We start from the raw sequence: 15,949 nt of genomic DNA, 5'->3' as shown, positions 1-15,949 counted from the left end.
CTCCTAAGATCCTCCGAACGGGGCGCCGGCCCCTCCTTGCCGCCTCCCGCGCGCCCGGGCTCCGGGGTTGCAGGGCACAGCGGCGCACAACAGCCATGCCCCGAGCCTACATGGACGCCGCTCCCGTGGGGCAGAAGGGGCTGCAGTGGCGAGGGTGTCACGCGCGCTCCTGTCGCACCGCCTTGATAGTTTGGATCCATGGCAAGCAACTGGGATCGCCTGGACGTCACTCAGCGCGACTCCGTGCAGGAAAACGTGGAACTCTACGAGCGCGTCCGGCCTGCCCTGAAGCTTGTCACCCGGGAAGTCCTGCAGATACTGCGGTCCATGCTCAAGGACACCGAGGTCACACCATTGTTCGTGACCGGCCGGACCAAGTCGGTGGACTCCTTCCGGGAAAAGATCTCCCGGACCGAGGAACCGCTGGAAGAGGGCGGGCAGCGGCTGCTGAAGTTCCCGGACCCATTCCGCACCCTCAACGACATGGTGGGCGTGCGCGTCATCACCAAGCTGCCGGCGGAGAACGCACTGGTGGCCAACCTGATAAAGCGCCAGCGGCACCTCTTCGACTGCCGCGGCGACAGGGAAAAGGACATCGGCTCGATCGAGTCCGGAACCTACGGCTACTCCAGCCGGCACCTGATCCTGCGCACCATCCAGAACGACGTCGTAAAGAACTACCAGCAGGGCTTCAACGCCGACGCCCCGCCCAACGGCAGCTACTTCTTCGAATGCCAGATCCGCACGGTGTTCGCGCATGCATGGAGCGAGATCGAGCACGACATCCGGTTCAAGGCGGAGGACCCGCGGGCGTGGACGCCGCACTTCGACCGCCAGTTCACGGCCACCGCCGCCATGTTGGAGACGGTGGAGACGGCCTTCGCCGACCTGCACGAACGCTACGAGGAGGTCCGCAGCTACTGGGACCTGGACGGAGAGGGCGCGGCGCAGCTCACCCCCAACCGCATCCGCGACGTGTGGCGTACCCTGCTCCCGCACGTTGACCGTAAAGTGGATGACGACTGGGGTTGGGCAGCCGAACTCCTGGCGGCCCACGGACTCAAGCAGACCGTCCAGCTTGCCGGGCTGCTCAGCGCCAACCGGATCACCGAGGTCCGCAGGGCCCTGGACCACCGCTACTCCCCCGGCCCGGACCGCCTGCTGGATGACCTCCTGCTGTGGCAGTACGGCACCAAACACATCGACCTCACCGCCGAGGCGCCCGACGCCGTCCCCCACCCGCGGCGCGACAGCCTCCTGCGGCGGCTGAAGCAGATCGAGCGCTATCGCCAGACGAAGAAATAGAGTTTTCATGAAGCCCGAACAGCTCCAGTCCGTCCGGGCCACGCTCCGTTCCCCGCGGCGCCTCAAGACTGAGGCCCTCGCCGGACTGGTGGTGGCCCTCGCCCTCATTCCGGAAGCCATCGCATTTTCCGTGATCGCCGGAGTGGACCCCCGGATCGGACTGTTCGCCTCCTTCACCATGGCGGTGACCATCTCCTTCGTTGGCGGCCGGCCCGCCATGATCTCGGCCGCAACAGGTGCCGTCGCGCTGGTAATCGCGCCGCTGATGCGCAGCCATGGGCTGGACCACCTGATCGCCGCGGTGATCCTCGCCGGGATCTTCCAGATCCTGCTCGCCGTCCTGGGCGTCACCCGGCTCATGCGTTTCATCCCGCGCTCGGTGATGGTGGGCTTCGTGAACGCGCTGGCCATCCTCGTGTTCATGGCCCAACTGCCGGAACTGATCGGGGTTCCCTGGCCGGTGTATCCGCTGGTCGCCGCGGGCCTGCTGATCGTCGTCGGCCTCCGCCGGATTACGACGGCGGTGCCGTCACCTTTGGTGGCCATCGTCCTCCTGACGGTCCTCGCCGTGCTCGCCGGAATCGACGTCCCCGCTGTCCAGGACAAGGGCCAGCTGCCGGAAAGCCTGCCCACGCTGTTCATCCCCCAGGTGCCTCTGACGTGGGAAACCTTCCAGACCATCGCACCGTTCTCGCTGTCCATGGCGCTCGTGGGGCTGCTGGAATCCCTGATGACTTCCAAGCTAGTGGACGACATCACCGATACGCGCTCTAACAAGACCCGCGAATCCTGGGGCCAGGGCGTGGCCAATATCGTCACCGGGTTCCTAGGCGGCATGGGCGGCTGCGCCGTGATCGGGCAGACCATGATCAATGTCAAGGGCTCCGGCGCGCGGAGCCGGGTGTCCACGTTCCTCGCGGGCGTCTTCCTGCTGGTGCTGGTAGTCACCCTGGGCGACATCGTGGGCCTCATCCCCATGGCCGCCCTCGTGGCGGTGATGATCTTCATCTCGGCCATCACCTTCGAATGGCACTCGGTTGCGCCTGCCACCCTGAAGCGGATGCCCAAGTCGGAAACCGCTGTCATGCTCATCACCGTGGTCACGGTGGTGGTCACTCACAACCTGGCGATCGGCGTCGGCGTCGGGGTGCTAGCGGCGATGGCGATGTTCGCCCGCCGGGTGGCCCATTTCGCCACCGTGGAGCGGACAGAAGTGGAGCTCGACGGCCGGACTGCAGCCACCTACACGGTGGACGGCGAACTGTTCTTCGCCTCCTCCAACGACCTTTACACGCAGTTCAACTACGCCCGCGACGCCGAACCTGACATCGACAAAGTGGTCATCGATCTGCACGCCTCACACCTGTGGGATGCCTCCACTATCGCCGTGCTGGACGCGGTCACGGAGAAGTACCGCAGGCATGGCCGGGAGGTGGAACTCATCGGCCTCAATTCAGCCAGCATCCAGATGCGGGAACGTCTGGCGGGGAAGCTTAACGCCGCAGAGTGAGCATTATCACTTCATGGCGCTCATTCCCTTTACCTGACGCGGATCAGCATGGCGGGAAGCGACACGGCCCCGTTACCTTAATGTGACATTCGGAAAAGCCTCCCGTACGGTGGAAAACGTGCCTCCTTCACCGACGAGGCACTCCCGCGCTGATTGCCTAACTCTGCCGCAGCCCGAGGAACCATTCGAATACCCATGTCCGGCAGAGACGGGGAAACCACTTTTCGGCCCGCTTGAAGCGGGCCTTGGGGTGAAGCCGCACAGTTCCTGACCACGCTCAGGACCGCGGCCGGGTGCCTCCCATCCGAATCCGACAGCTCACCTCGCAGGCATCGGGAGAGGCTTCTTCATGTCGTTCCGCTTTATTTCTGGCCGCCGTGCTGCGGTCATCCTTGCAGCATCCGGCCTGGCCTTCACCGGGAGCGTCGCAGCCAACGCGGCCAACGCTCCGGCCCAGCAGGCCAAGGCTCCCGCCGCCGCCCCCGCGACGGCTGGACAGTTCCAGGCTCCCCTCACAGCCGCTTCCAGTGTCAAGATTGCTTTTGAGCGCCCCGCGGTTAAGTCGGCTCCCGCTCCGGTAGTGTCAGCGCCCGTCGTCGAAAAGCCGGTTGTGAAGAAGGCTGCAGCGCCTGTCGCCCCCGTCACGGCAGCCCCGGCCGCTGCGCCAGCCAAGGTTGCAACCGCGCCGGCCGCACCTGCGCCCGCACCGAAGGTCACCGTCCAGGCTGCGGCTCCCGCGCCCAAGGCCCCCGTCAAGGCCGCCGCAGGCGTCAACGCCACCATGCTGGCCTCCGCTTACGCCCAGATCGGCATCACGCAGGACTGCACCGCCATGGTAGAGAAGGCCCTCGGCGCCGCCGGCATCCGTGTGGGTGACCTCGCGCCGATGCAGTTCCTGAGCCACGGCCGGGTCGTCTCCACCCCGCAGCCCGGCGACATGATTGTGCAGTCCGGCCACGTGGCCATCTACGCGGGCGGCGGCAAGGTCATCAGCGGCGGCATGAACGGCATCAACGCCACCATGGCCCACCCGCTGTCCTGGCTCACGGCCACCGGTCCCGTCACGTTCGTGCGCGCGGGCTAGCCGGAGCTGAGTAACCGCCGTGTTCCGCTGCCTTGGGGGCGGCGGAACACGGCCACCCCCCAAGGTGCTCCCACCTTTCTACAAGGAGTAGGGAACACACTGGCTATGCCTGATGAAAGACCGCAGGCTCCGGCTGCGAGTCAGGATCGCCGGGTCCGGATTGTCCCCCATGCATTCCGGATCCGGTGCCTGCTCAGCCCCTGACCGTGCGGTTCCGCCCCTGTGATTTGGCTTCATAGAGAGCGACGTCGGCGGCCGCGATGACCTCGTCGAGGTCGGCGGTTGTCGCGTTGTAGGTGGAAATGCCGTAACTGACGGTCGGCATCCGCAGCAGTTCGGGGATGTGCTGCTCTGCCAGCCTCCTGCTGATTTCCCTCGCAATGATTTCCGCGCTCTTGGGGCCTGCGCCAGGAAGCAGGAGGATGAACTCCTCGCCGCCGTAGCGCCCGGCAAGGTCCGTGGACCGCACCGATGCGCTGCACGCCTGGGCAAAAGCTCGCAGTGCAAGGTCACCCGCCGCGTGGCCGAAGGTGTCGTTGACTGACTTGAAGTGGTCCAGGTCTGCCAGGATCAGCGACCCGCCGCTGTTTGCAGCCTTGCTGCGTTCCAGCTCCTCGGCCGCCGCCTCCAGGAAGGCACCGCGGTTCAGGAGGCCCGTCAGCCCGTCCTGGGTGGCGACCGTGCGCAGCGCCCGCGTCTGCTGCTCGGTGCTCAGCCCCGCCATGCTGAAGGAAACCACCACCAGCAGCACCATCGTGACCATCGTGGTCACCGCGGACCCGAAGTAGGTTGCAAAGACGGGACCGCTTGGCCCTTCGATGAGGAACACCACCAGGCGGCAAAAATAGTAGAATGCCACTCCGCCTGCCGCGATGGCCATGGGGATCCTGACCCGGGAGTACCCCGGTTCCAGCCGCCACAGTTCATGCGAGGCCAAGCCAATCAGGACAGCCATGGACGCGAGGAAGACAGCACCACCGGCCCACGTATTGGATCCCGGATTGTCGACCGCGGCGGCGGCGGCGGTGATGACCGGCAGCGCGACGGACAGCCAGATGTTGTGCTTCAGGTTCCGGAGGGAACGCGCGCCGGCCCAGACCCCTGCCGCGCCGGACACCAGCAGGAAGTCGCCCAGCGGATTGGCCCAGACCTGCTGCGCCGTGCCGTTCAGGAGGAAGGCCGCCGAGCCGGAAAGGAACAGTAGCAGGGCCGCGCACCACCAGGCACTGTAGGGCGAGCGGGTGCTGCGGAAGGTGGAAAAGTAGAACAGCAGCGCCAGAACCAGGGCCATCGCCGCGAAGGCAATCCGCAGTGTTGCCGTGTCTAGGATCATTCCGTCCCCTTGAATCCGATCCAGTGCAATCCAGTATCGCACCGGGAGGGCCCGGGGTCGCGCTGTGCCGGAGAGAATTTTGCCAGTACGACACATTTGTCTGACATCAGTCATGAATTAGCCGTCACGGCGGTCCGGTGCCAGCATTATTGAATGCTTGAGGCAACAAAAGACCCCAAAACCGCTCCCTCGGCCACGGAGGCCGGCGCTGCACCCCTGAACCCGGCCCTCGCTGCGGAAGCGAAAATTGCGCGCGTCGCGGTGACCGTCTTTCCCCTTCTGGTGCTCGCAGCCGGCATCGCCGGGTTCCTGCTTCCCGGCGCCTTCAAGCCCCTTGGCCCGGCGGTCCCGTACCTGCTGGGAATCATCATGTTCTGCATGGGCCTGACGCTGACGCCGCCAGACTTCACCGCGGTTGCCCGCAGGCCGTGGGCCGTGGTGCTGGGCATCGTGGCCCACTACGTGATCATGCCCGGGGCCGGCTGGGCGATCGCCACCCTCCTCCATCTGGAGCCCTCACTGGCAGTTGGCCTGATCCTCGTGGGCTGCGCGCCCTCCGGCACCGCCTCCAACGTGATGGCCTTCCTGGCCAAGGGCGATGTGGCCCTGTCCGTCGCCGTCGCCAGCGTATCCACGCTCATCGCCCCGGTGGTCACCCCCGTCCTGGTGCTGTTCCTGGCCGGTTCCTTCCTCACCATCGACGCGGGCGGCATGGTGCTGGACATCGTCAAGACCGTGCTGCTGCCGGTGATCGCGGGCCTGCTGGCCCGGCTGTTCCTCAAGAAGCTCGTCGCGAAGGCGCTGCCGGCGCTCCCCTGGGCATCCGCCGTCGTTATTTCCCTCATCGTGGCGGTAGTGGTGGCGGGAAGCGCCAGCAAGATCCTGGCGGCCGGCGGCATCGTGTTCCTGGCTGTGGTGCTGCACAACGGATTCGGCCTTGGCCTCGGCTACCTGGCCGGCAAGCTCGGCCGCCTCGACGACAAGGCACGCAGGGCCCTCGCGTTCGAGGTCGGCATGCAGAACTCGGGCCTGGCGGCAACGCTCGCCACCGCCCACTTCACCCCGCTGGCGGCCCTGCCCTCAGCAGTTTTCTCGCTCTGGCACAACATCTCGGGCGCAATTGTCGCCGCCTGGCTGGCCCGGAAGCCCCTGCAGGAACAGAAGCCTCTCCAGGAGAAGCAGGAAGCCTAAACCGCGGCGTTAACCGCGAATTCCCTGGCGGCCGGTTCAGCGGAGTCAGCAGGGGCAAATCCGCTCGCGGGCCGCGGCAGCCCGTAGTGCTCGCGCAACGTGTGCCCCGTGTACTGCTGGCGGAACAGCCCGCGGGCCCGAAGGATCGGGATGACGTGGTCCACGAAGGCGTCCAGGCCCGAGGGCAGCACCGGCGGCATGATGTTGAAGCCGTCCGCCGCGCCCTTCTCGAACCACTCCTGAATGGCATCCGCCACCTGCTCGGGCGTCCCGGAGAAGGTGCGGTGCCCGCGGCCGCCGCCGAGCCTGCCGATGAGCTGCCGGACAGTGAGCCGCTCGCGCCGGGCGAGCTCCACGATCAAGGTGTACCGGCTCTTGGCCCCCTCAATGGCATCCTCCGACGGGAGGTCCTCAGGCAGTTGCGCATCAAGCGGCAGGGATTCGGGTGAAACCCGGAGGACTCCGGCCAACTGCTTCCGTGCATGCTCAGGATGGATGAGCTCATCGAGCTGCTTCTCCAGCCGCCGCGCCTCGTGCTCGGTGGAGCCGATGACCGGAACAATGCCCGGCAGAATCTTGATGTGTTCCGGGTTGCGGCCCACGGCGGCCGTCTTCCGCTTCAGGTCCGCATAGAAGCGCTGCGCCTCGGCCAGTGTCTGCTGCGCGGTGAACACCGCCTCGGCGTAGCGGGCGGCGAAGTCCTTGCCGTCTTCGGAAGAGCCTGCCTGCACGATCACCGGATGGCCCTGGGGCGACCGCGGCACGTCCAGGGGACCCTGGATCCGGAAGTAACGGCCGGTGTGGTTGACGGCATGAACGCGTGAGCCGTCACCCCAGATCCCGGCCGCCTTGTCCCCCACCGCGGCGTCGTCTTCCCAGCTGTCCCAGAGCTTCCTGGCGGCGTCCAGGAACTCGGCGGCGCGCTCGTAACGGCGCCAGTGTGCGGGCTGGTCCTCCAGCGAGAAGTTCCGCGCCGCGGCCTCGCCGGCCGTTGTCACCACGTTCCAGCCGGCCCGGCCGCCGCTGATGTGGTCCAGCGAGGCGAACCTGCGTGCCAGGTTGTAGGGATCGTTGTAAGTGGTGGAGGCGGTGCCGATCAGCCCGATCCGCTTGGTCACGGCGGCGATGGCACTGAGCAGGACAGTCGGCTCGAGGGTCCCGTAGGGGCGCTGGCGCACGTCGCCGTGCAGCACGGGCGAGTCGGCGAAGAAGATCGAGTCGAAGGTGCCGCGTTCCGCCGTTCGGGCGAGCTGCTGGAAATGTGCCACCTGGGTTCCGGCAAAACTGTCGCTTTCGGGCAGCCGCCACGACGCCTCATGGTGTCCGGTGCTCATCAGGAAGGCATTCAGGTGGAGCTGGCGTGCGCCGCCGGCTTTGGCAGTGGTGCGTTCAGGCATGATCTGGTTCCTTGGGTTGGGAGGGCGTACGGTTCAGGGGGTCCGGGATCCGACGGCGGTCCGCCACCGGGAGAAGTGGCGTTCGACGCCGACCAGCAGGTAGTTGACCAGCAGGCCGAGCAGGGACACGGTCAGGATGCCCGCGTACATGTCCGGGATGAGGAAGCTCATCTGGGAATTGACGATCAGGTAGCCCAGGCCCGCCTTGGCACCTACCATCTCGGCGGCGATCAGGACGAGGATGGAGGACGTGCCGGCCATCCGGATGCCCGTGAAGATGGTGGGCACGGCAGACGGAAGGATCACTTTCTGGAACAGCTGGAAGTTGGACAGCCCCAGTGAGCGGGCGGCGCGGATCAGCAGCGGGTCAACGGTCCGGACGCCGGCGATGGTGTTCAGCAGCACCGGGAAGAATGCCGCGTACGCCACGATGCTGATCTTCGAGGTCTCCCCGATACCGAGCAGCAGCGTGAACACGGGGAGCAGGGCCAGCGCGGCCGTGTTCCTGAAAACTTCCAGCAGCGGGTTGAGGAAGCGGTCGAGGGCGCCGTACCAGGCGACGAGCAGCCCGAGGGCCACGGCGGTGACGACTGCGATGCCGAAGCCGCTGGCCGACCGGCTCAGGCTGGCTGCAAGGTGGTTTTGCAGCTGGCCGTTTCCGATGAGTGTGCCCAGCGCCTCGAGCACTTCGTGAAGGGGTGGAAGGAAAACCCTCGTCGATGCCGGAGCGAGGTAGGTGGGTCCCAGTTCCCAGAGCAGCAGGAACAGGATGACCGCACCCGCACCCCACACAGCCTTGCCGCCCTGCAGGGTGTACCGGCGCAGCGTGGCCGCGGGGGTTTTGCCGGGCCCCGGACTCAGCGGCGGATTTCGCTGCGTCGTTGCCTTCCCGGCCGCCACCGCAGGACCGGTCTGCGTTTTAGTTTCCTTGGTCAGTGTTGGCGTGCTCATCAGGCTGCCTTTCCGGTGGTGATGGTCCTGGTCTCGTCCGGCGCCGTTCCGTCGGGCTGGATCTTCGCGTGGCCGGCTTCCTGGGCACGGCGTACCTCCTCATGCAGCAGCGACCAAACCTTGTGCCGGTGTTCCACGAAGGCAGGGTTGGAGCGGACGTCCTCGTCGCCGGAGCGGTCTCCGAGGTCGATGTCCACGATTTCCTTCAGCCGTCCCGGCCGGGAGCTGAGCACGGCCACCCGTTGGCCCAGGTACACGGCCTCGTCGATGCCGTGCGTGATGAAGATGATGGTCTTGCCCGTGGTGGCCCAGATCCGGAGCAGTTCGGCCTGGAGCTGCTCGCGCGTTTGGGCATCCAATGCCGCGAACGGTTCATCCATCAGCAGGATATCCGGCTCGTAGGCCAGGCTCCGGGCGATGGCCACGCGCTGCTTCATGCCGCCGGACAGCTCGTGGGGGTAACGGTCTTCAAATCCGCCGAGGCCCACGAGCTCAAGGTATTCGCGGGCCTTCTCGGCCCGTTCCTTGCGGCTGTAGCGCTTCCCGTCGCTGCCCGCGCCTTCCAGTCCGAAGGACACGTTGGCAGCGGCCGTGCGCCAGGGGAACAGCGCATACTGCTGGAAAACGACGGCGCGGTCCCGGCCCGGGCCTGCCACTTCCCGTCCGTCCACCAGCACTTGGCCGGTATCCGGCTTGGTGAGGCCGGCCAGGAGGTCCAGGAGGGTGGTCTTGCCGGAGCCGCTGGGTCCCACCAGGGTGATGAACTCGCCTGCGGAGACGTCAAGGGAGATTCCGTCCAGGGCGGTCAGGACGGCCCCTTCCGGGTTGTCCTTGCTGGGCCGCACCGTGAACTTCTTGGTGATGTTTTGAAGGCTGATTTTCGGTATCGGCCCGGTTCCGGAGGTCATGGTGTGCTTCCCTTCAGCAGGTCCTTCAAGGCGTTTGTTGTCCACCATGAGAGCAGAGATGGACCATCGCCCTGAAGGGCACGGTCACGAGGGGAAACGGGGCGTAACCCGCCGCCCGGGGCCGCGCGTGGCGGCTCCGGGACGCGTGGGGACGCGTAGGGAAACAGTGCGTAACGACGGGCGTCTCACGGTGACATCGGATGACGCATGACGGCAGGAACGGACGGCCGCTGCGGCCAATGTTGCGCCCGGCTACGGACCGTGACGTACCGGCCCCGTCCGTACCTTGCACGGCAGGCGGTCAGTGGCAAGGACCGATTGTTACGCGGCTGCCTGCACCCGGTTCTGGATCACCCGGCTCCTAGAGGACGGGGATCTGCTCGGCAAAAATGCCAGCGGCGGACAACACCTCGTTCAGCAGCAGTGCACCGTAGCCAAACAGGGCATGCCCGCTGAGTCTCTTCCACGGGGCTGTCTGCCCGGCCGCCTGGGCGTACCCGGCGATCCGGTCGATGAGCAGCGCGACCGCCTGTTCGGCCTTCACCGATTCTGAGATGACCACCTGCGCGATGCCGCGCCTGGCCAGTTCGGCGATGGTCAGGTCCTCTTCCTCGGAGACGGGCAGGACGCCCACGATGACGCCGTCCGCACCGCCGGCCAGCATGAATTGCCGCCACGACTGGCCGAGCAGGATGACCGGTTGGTAGCCGTGCCGGGATCGTCGACGGCGGCCATGACGCGCTCCTGCGTGGACCTGCTGATCCGCGTGGTGCCTCCGCTCCTGCCGGACAGCACGTAGGACACCGTCGTCAGTGAGACCCCGGCCCGTTCGGCAACGTCCCGGATGGTGGGGCCGGACATGCTTCTCGCTGTCTCTTCCTGTCGTTGCGCTACGCGCCGTTTCCGGTTTGGAAGTGGTGCATCACTCCGAATGCGGGTGTATTGCCTGGCCTTCGAGCTGCTCCGGGTCCCACGGCGGTTCAGCGGCCATGTCCACGCCTGTTCCGGACGCGGACCTGGGCCCGACGCTTACGTTGGCGGCGGGAATGTGCGCCGGGCGGCTGATGCCCTCGCGGACACTCTCGACAGTTTCGTCGCCAAGCAGGGGACCCGTGTAGCTGATGTTGAGCTGTCCGCCCCGCACCTGAGTGCTGTAGTTCCCGAGCGCGTCGGAGACGATGCCCTCCCGATCCACCGCGGCCGACACCGAGCTGGGGTCCGCCGTGGCAACGTTGAAGCGCAGGTCATGCACCAGGACGGGCAGGACATAGAAGTTCTTCACGCCGAGCTTGCCGGTGTCCTCCTCGGTGACTGCCCGCACGATGGTGCGTCCGTCGTCGGGAGTGGCAGTTGACGGCAGGGCCACAATGACCTCGGGGACCATCTGCTGCAGCACGGCGGGTTCGAGGACATCGGGTGAGACGGCGGACAGGGCGGTGCCCCGTGCCGCGGCGGCGGAGTCGAGCCGCTTGCGGATACCGGCGACGTCGGCGTCCAGTGCGGTGTGCACAGCGATCACCACCCTGCGCCGGACCATGAGGCCGTCGTAGTTGACGGTGGGCCGGCCGTTGCCCAGGTCCTGCCCTTCTTCGGCCTGTGCGAGGACCCGGTCCGCAGCGTCGGCGGGACTGCTTGCGGGCGGGGCGGGTGCCGGGTTGGCTGCCGGACTGGCCAGGGAGAAGCCGGTGCAGCCGGCCAGGGAGAAGGCCAGCAGCACCGCCGGTGCGATCAGTAGCGTCCGTCTCATGTCACGTCCCCGCCGGGTAGGCCAGCTTGTACTTCGACGCGTAGTACCCCTCGGGCCGGGTTTCCAGCACGGGCTTGTCGGCATTGATGGGGTCGTTGTTCCGCAGGTCACCCACGGAGAACTGGACCATCATGTCGTGGTCCTCGTGGACGAGGTTGTGGCAGTGGACCATATACCGGCCGCCCACGTGCTTGCCGGTGTCGAACTGCATGAGGACCGTGACCGACTCGTTCTCGCCAGCATAGAAGACGTCCTTCGGACCGCCTTCCCAGGCGAACGGCTTGCCGCCGTTGGTGTTGCGGCCAATGATTTTGCCGTCGATCAAATGGATGTGGACCGGATGGAACCAGCCGCCGGACTCGTTGACGATGGTCCACTGCTCCACCTGGTTGCGTTGCGGGTTGCCGAAGCACCGGGTGAAGTTGGATTTTTCCACGTCGTCCCAGGTTTCACCGTTGATGGTCCATTCCCCGCCCTGCCGTTGGACCCGGAGGATCCTCTTGGCGACGGCCATGTCCGGGGTCAGGGCCATGGTGTCCAACCCGCCGGTGGCCCTGGTGGGGTGCGGGCCGGGGTCCAGCGTGGTGGGGATGGAGGAGATGGAGCGGGATCCGGGCTGGGGGGCATTCGCCACCACCTGGAACTTCATGACCTTGCCGGTGTTGGCGAAGTTCACGTTGTTCTTGTTGCTCAGGTTCCGCAGCTCCACGGACTGGCCCGGCTTGTACTTCCGGAAATCTATCAGCACCTCGTAACGTTCGGCCGTTCCCTGCCGCCAGGAGGACACCGCCTGCACTTTTGGGGTCATCCCGGCATCGGTACCCACCACGTGGAACGGGTCGCCATTGGAGAGGGCAAAGCGGTAGGAGCGGGTGATCGAGCCGACCAGGAACCGGAACCGGTAAATCCGTGGCTTGACCTTCATGGTGGGCCATGGCACCCCGTTGACCATGATGATGTCGCCCCACAGCCCGGCGTGGCCGTTGTCGTTGTAGCCGAGGGAACCGTCGGCGTTGAGCATTACGTCCGAGACCAGGATGGGCACGTCGAACTCGCCCTGCGGCAACTGCGCCCGCTCACCCGCACTGGTAATGGCGTAGGTGGAAGCGAGGCCCGAGTACACACCCTGCGCCGTCAGCATGTGGTTGTGGTCGTGGTACCAGAGCGTCCGCGCCGCCTGCCAGTTTGGATAGTGGTAGTTCTTCACCTTGCCCGGCGCGGTGCGGTCGTTCGCGTACCCGTCGTACTGGGGCAGCGATGCCGAGCCGTGCAGGTGGGTAACTGTGTTGAAGGTGTTCGGGTAGAGCAGGCCCGTCGCGGGCAGGCGGTTGCTGATCCGCAGCTCGGTCCGGGTGCCCTGCTGCACCCGGATGGTGGGGCCCGGGAAAACGCCGTTGTACCCCGCCAGGGTGGTGCTGAGCCCCCGCGCTATCTGGGCCTTGCCCAGTTTTTGGTTCAGGGCGTATTTCGCAAACGGCGTGCCGTCGCCGTCCCGGCCCGTGGCGTAGGGAAGCAGTTCCGGCGGCCGCCGGAAGGCGGTGGTGAAGGGGACCGGCATGTTCGCCTGGCCGAGCCTGCTTGGCGTGACAACCGTGGTCTCATTGTCGTCTGCACCCCGGCGGCCGGGCACACTGCCCGGGACACCCGCGATGGCCGGCCCTGCGGTTGATGCGGTGGCGGCGACGGCGCCGCCCAACAGGCTTAGTTTCAACACGTCCCTCCGTGTTGCTGCCATGACGTCCTCCCAGCTGATTGTGATGGCCTCAGCGACAGCGTTGGCGCTGGCCATGTGTGGAAACACAGTCATGGTGCGCCGCGGGACTCCAGAAAACCTTGGGAATCAGCGTCTGTGGGGTTCCGTCCCACCTGAATAGGTGGGAGGGCCGTGGAACCCCCTCAGTATGGCCGCCGCAGGCGCCGCAGATCCGGCCGGTCCCCGGTTATTCCCAACGGCCCGGCGGCAGACTGCCACCAGAACTAAAGGAGCGTGGTCCTGTGCAGGAGGAAGGTTTTAGGCGCCAGATCATGGGTGTGATCAGCCACGTCCTCAGTGACGAGGGTACGGACATGGACGTCCGGATGGCGCTGCTGCGGCATCTTGGCAAGAATCCCGGAAGCCCGGAACGGGCCCTGATGGCCCACCTTCGTGACTGCAAGCGAGCTGGCACCGGCCCGGATCAGGGATCAGCCGTTGCAGGTCCCGCTTGACGTCATGAGACCTCGTCAGCGGCCGACCCCGCCGTGCGGTTGGTTCTCCTGTTGATCAGCCAGGTGACCAGCCACAGCACCACGCCGATCCCCATCAGGCCGCCGGCGATCTGGTACTGGACCGCATCCCTGCCCACCCATGGACCAGCCAGGAACGCGCACAGCAGAGCAGCGACGATCGGCAGCGGTCCGGGCGAGGTGAAGAACACCTCCCGGGTGTGGTCCCGCTTACCGCGGAGGACAATGCAGGCCACGTTCACCACGGTGAACACGCACAGCAGCAGGAATGCTGTCGTACCGGACAGGTTCGCGACGATGTTGCTCTCCGGATCGCTGGTCACGTACCAGATCAGCCCCAGCGCGAGGACGGTCGAGAACGCGATGCCGGCCCACGGCGTGCGCCGGCCCGGCAGCACCTTGCCCAGCGGCCGCGGCAACACGTCCTGCCGGGCCATGCCGTAAATGAGGCGGCTGGCCATCAGCATGTTGATCAGCGCCGTGTTCGCGACGGCGAAGACCGCGAGGAAAGGGAAGATTTTGTCGATCGGGAAGTCCGGCGAGCCCTTGTGCACCACTTCGAGGAGCGCCGCGCCCTCGGCCTCCCTGATCCCTGCGAGTTCCGTGGGTGAGAGCACGCTGACCACGGAGACGGCAACCAGCATGTAGAGGATCACGGCGATGCCCAGCCCGGTCAGCATGGTCCGCGGGAAGATGCGCTCGGGGTGGTGGGTCTCCTCGACCATGTTCACGGAGTCCTCGAAGCCCACCATTGCAAAGAACGCGATCGAGGTGGCCGCCGTGACGGCGAGGAAGAGGCCCTTATCCTGGCCGTCGGTGAACACTGTGATCTCTTCGATGTGTCCACCACCCTGGGCCATCACGTAGAAGCCGACGCCGATCACGATGCACAGGGCGATCATCTCCACGAGGGTGAGCACCACGTTGAATTTCACGCTCTCTCCCACGCCGCGCAGGTTGATCAGCGCCAGCAGCAGCATGAAGCCAAGCGCCACCGCGGTGATCACTCCCTGTCCGGGGTCGCCCATCCAGCCGTTGATCTCCAGGCCGCCGAAGAAGTTCTGCGCGAGCACGTTGGCGGAGGTCGAGGCGCTGGTGATGCCGGAACAAACGACGGCGAACGCCACCAGGAAAGTGACGAAGTGGATGCCGTATGCCTTGTGCGTATACAGCGCTGCACCTGCCGCCTGAGGGTATTGCGTGACCAGCTCCAGGTAGGAGAAGGCGGTCAGCGTCGCGACGACGAAAGCCAGCAGGAACGGCAGCCAGACAATGCCGCCTACCGTGCCAGCCATGGTCCCGGTGACCGCATACACGCCCGCGCCGAGGATGTCGCCCACGATGAAGAGGAGCAGGAGCTTTGGCCCGAGGACCCGTTTCAGTTCCGGTGCGTCACCTTCGGGGGTTGCGTCGAACACTTCATGGGACGTGGTGCTCATTGCTTCACTGTGAACCTGCGCAACACAGTTTTGCAATACCGCCGGCTTGGCAGCAGCAGTTACCGCTTGCCCTTCTTCCGCGAGCCCTTGCCGCGGCCCTTGTCCGGATTGGGTGCGTAACGCTGGGCCACTTTCGGCTTCCTGGCGCCGGCCCCGGTACCGCTGCCGCGAAGATCCGGCTTGGGTGCCTTCTTCGGTTTCTCCTGCCGGGCGGACGGCTGCCGCGAGCTTTGCGCGGTGCGGCCGCGGACAATGCCGATGAACTCCTCGATGACCTCGTCCGTGGCGTCGCTGGGCCAGGCGAGTGCAATCTCTGTGGCCGGCGCCCCCGTGAGGCGGCGGGCCACAGTGTCCTTGGTATTGAAATGACGCGCGACGGACATGGGAAGTATCAGCAGGCCCGCGCCGGACGCCACCACTTGCAGGGCCATTTCCGGCCCGCCCAGTTCATCGGCGTCGAGGAAGTTTTCCTCGGCGAGGTCCTCCAGCGCCACGTCCTCAAACACGGTGATTTCGTGTCCCTTGGGCGCCACCACCACGGGCAGCTCCTCATAAAGGGGGATAACGTTCAACCCTTCGCGCTCCACCGGCAGGCGGACAAAGCTCAGGTCCGCCGAACCGTCACGCAACACGGAAAGCTGCGTGCCGCCGTCGGACATGAACGAGTGCAGCGGAACGTCCGGCATCCGTTCCTCCCAGCGGCGGATCCACTTCCCTGGCGTCACGCCGGGGACGTAGGCAAAGCGGAGCTCTCGCGGGGACTCCGGCGGAGCCGGGTTCAGGGTGGGTTCATCTTCAGCGGGCACACCCTCACAGTACTGCCGACATCCGTGACTATGGACATCCTTGACTGCAGGC

Annotated in this window: 15 protein-coding genes and 1 riboswitch; of the genes, 5 read left to right on the top strand and 10 right to left on the bottom strand. The window is 66.1% G+C overall.

Annotated features, from left to right (window positions below; all coding sequences use genetic code 11):
• Positions 1-198 precede the first annotated feature (198 nt).
• The 3 genes from ACTHQX_RS19350 (at position 199) to ACTHQX_RS19340 (ending at position 3,899) form a co-directional block, all read left to right on the top strand.
• Positions 199-1,305: a GTP pyrophosphokinase gene (locus tag ACTHQX_RS19350; protein WP_440158795.1), complete on the top strand. Its 1,107-nt coding sequence runs from the start codon at positions 199-201 to the stop codon at positions 1,303-1,305.
• A gap of 7 nt (positions 1,306-1,312) precedes the next feature.
• Positions 1,313-2,815, top strand: coding sequence for a SulP family inorganic anion transporter (locus ACTHQX_RS19345; protein ID WP_440158794.1), 1,503 nt, complete (start codon positions 1,313-1,315; stop codon positions 2,813-2,815).
• A 180-nt stretch (positions 2,816-2,995) separates the two neighbouring features.
• Positions 2,996-3,161, top strand: a riboswitch (cyclic di-AMP (ydaO/yuaA leader).
• A 3-nt stretch (positions 3,162-3,164) separates the two neighbouring features.
• The gene (locus ACTHQX_RS19340; protein ID WP_440158793.1) at positions 3,165-3,899 is read left to right on the top strand and encodes an NlpC/P60 family protein; all 735 of its coding nucleotides are present in this window, start codon (positions 3,165-3,167) and stop codon (positions 3,897-3,899) included.
• 193 nt (positions 3,900-4,092) lie between these two features.
• Here the strand turns inward: ACTHQX_RS19340 and ACTHQX_RS19335 are convergent, their stop codons facing one another.
• A complete protein-coding gene (locus ACTHQX_RS19335; protein ID WP_440158792.1) occupies positions 4,093-5,232 on the bottom strand; it encodes a diguanylate cyclase in 1,140 nt (379 codons plus the stop codon).
• A 153-nt stretch (positions 5,233-5,385) separates the two neighbouring features.
• Between ACTHQX_RS19335 and ACTHQX_RS19330 the strand changes: the two genes are divergently transcribed.
• The gene (locus tag ACTHQX_RS19330) at positions 5,386-6,423 is read left to right on the top strand and encodes a bile acid:sodium symporter family protein (RefSeq protein ID WP_236806136.1); all 1,038 of its coding nucleotides are present in this window, start codon (positions 5,386-5,388) and stop codon (positions 6,421-6,423) included.
• On the opposite strand, the gene ACTHQX_RS19325 is transcribed toward ACTHQX_RS19330, so the two are convergent.
• From ACTHQX_RS19325 to ACTHQX_RS19295, 7 genes are all read right to left on the bottom strand, one after another.
• On the bottom strand, positions 6,420-7,820 hold the full coding sequence (locus ACTHQX_RS19325; protein WP_440158791.1) for an LLM class flavin-dependent oxidoreductase: 1,401 nt from the start codon (positions 7,818-7,820) through the stop codon (positions 6,420-6,422). The two genes, ACTHQX_RS19330 and ACTHQX_RS19325, sit on opposite strands and share 4 nt — an antisense overlap.
• A gap of 33 nt (positions 7,821-7,853) precedes the next feature.
• Entirely contained in the window at positions 7,854-8,771 is a 918-nt protein-coding gene (locus tag ACTHQX_RS19320; protein WP_440158790.1) for an ABC transporter permease, read from the bottom strand.
• Positions 8,771-9,679, bottom strand: a complete 909-nt coding sequence (locus ACTHQX_RS19315) for an ABC transporter ATP-binding protein (protein WP_440158788.1) — start codon at positions 9,677-9,679, stop codon at positions 8,771-8,773. Before ACTHQX_RS19315 ends, ACTHQX_RS19320 begins: the two co-directional genes overlap by 1 nt.
• Positions 9,680-10,040: 361 nt before the next feature.
• Positions 10,041-10,343 carry a hypothetical protein gene (locus ACTHQX_RS19310; protein ID WP_440158787.1) on the bottom strand — a complete coding sequence of 101 codons (303 nt, stop codon included), beginning with the start codon at positions 10,341-10,343 and terminating at the stop codon, positions 10,041-10,043.
• On the bottom strand, positions 10,277-10,540 hold the full coding sequence (locus tag ACTHQX_RS19305; protein ID WP_440158786.1) for a LacI family DNA-binding transcriptional regulator: 264 nt from the start codon (positions 10,538-10,540) through the stop codon (positions 10,277-10,279). The genes ACTHQX_RS19310 and ACTHQX_RS19305 overlap by 67 nt, the downstream gene beginning before the upstream one ends.
• A gap of 61 nt (positions 10,541-10,601) precedes the next feature.
• Entirely contained in the window at positions 10,602-11,426 is an 825-nt protein-coding gene (locus ACTHQX_RS19300; protein ID WP_440158785.1) for a hypothetical protein, read from the bottom strand.
• 1 nt (position 11,427) lies between these two features.
• Positions 11,428-13,233 carry a multicopper oxidase family protein gene (locus ACTHQX_RS19295; RefSeq protein ID WP_440158784.1) on the bottom strand — a complete coding sequence of 602 codons (1,806 nt, stop codon included), beginning with the start codon at positions 13,231-13,233 and terminating at the stop codon, positions 11,428-11,430.
• 188 nt (positions 13,234-13,421) lie between these two features.
• On the opposite strand from ACTHQX_RS19295, the gene ACTHQX_RS19290 reads away from it, so the two are divergent.
• The gene (locus tag ACTHQX_RS19290) at positions 13,422-13,634 is read left to right on the top strand and encodes a hypothetical protein (RefSeq protein WP_440158783.1); all 213 of its coding nucleotides are present in this window, start codon (positions 13,422-13,424) and stop codon (positions 13,632-13,634) included.
• A 2-nt stretch (positions 13,635-13,636) separates the two neighbouring features.
• Here the strand turns inward: ACTHQX_RS19290 and ACTHQX_RS19285 are convergent, their stop codons facing one another.
• Both ACTHQX_RS19285 and ACTHQX_RS19280 read right to left on the bottom strand, forming a co-directional pair.
• A complete protein-coding gene (locus tag ACTHQX_RS19285; RefSeq protein ID WP_440158781.1) occupies positions 13,637-15,091 on the bottom strand; it encodes an APC family permease in 1,455 nt (484 codons plus the stop codon).
• Positions 15,092-15,150: 59 nt separating this feature from the next.
• Complete coding sequence (locus tag ACTHQX_RS19280) at positions 15,151-15,897, bottom strand: LysR family transcriptional regulator substrate-binding protein (RefSeq protein WP_440158780.1); 747 nt, start codon at positions 15,895-15,897, stop codon at positions 15,151-15,153.
• Positions 15,898-15,949 lie beyond the last annotated feature (52 nt).

Source organism: Arthrobacter sp. SAFR-023 (genome assembly GCF_051965295.1).
Classification (GTDB): Bacteria; Actinomycetota; Actinomycetes; order Actinomycetales; family Micrococcaceae; genus Arthrobacter.
The sequence above is the reverse complement of the archived record's forward strand: the minus strand, read 5'-3'. Positions and strand labels throughout refer to the sequence as shown.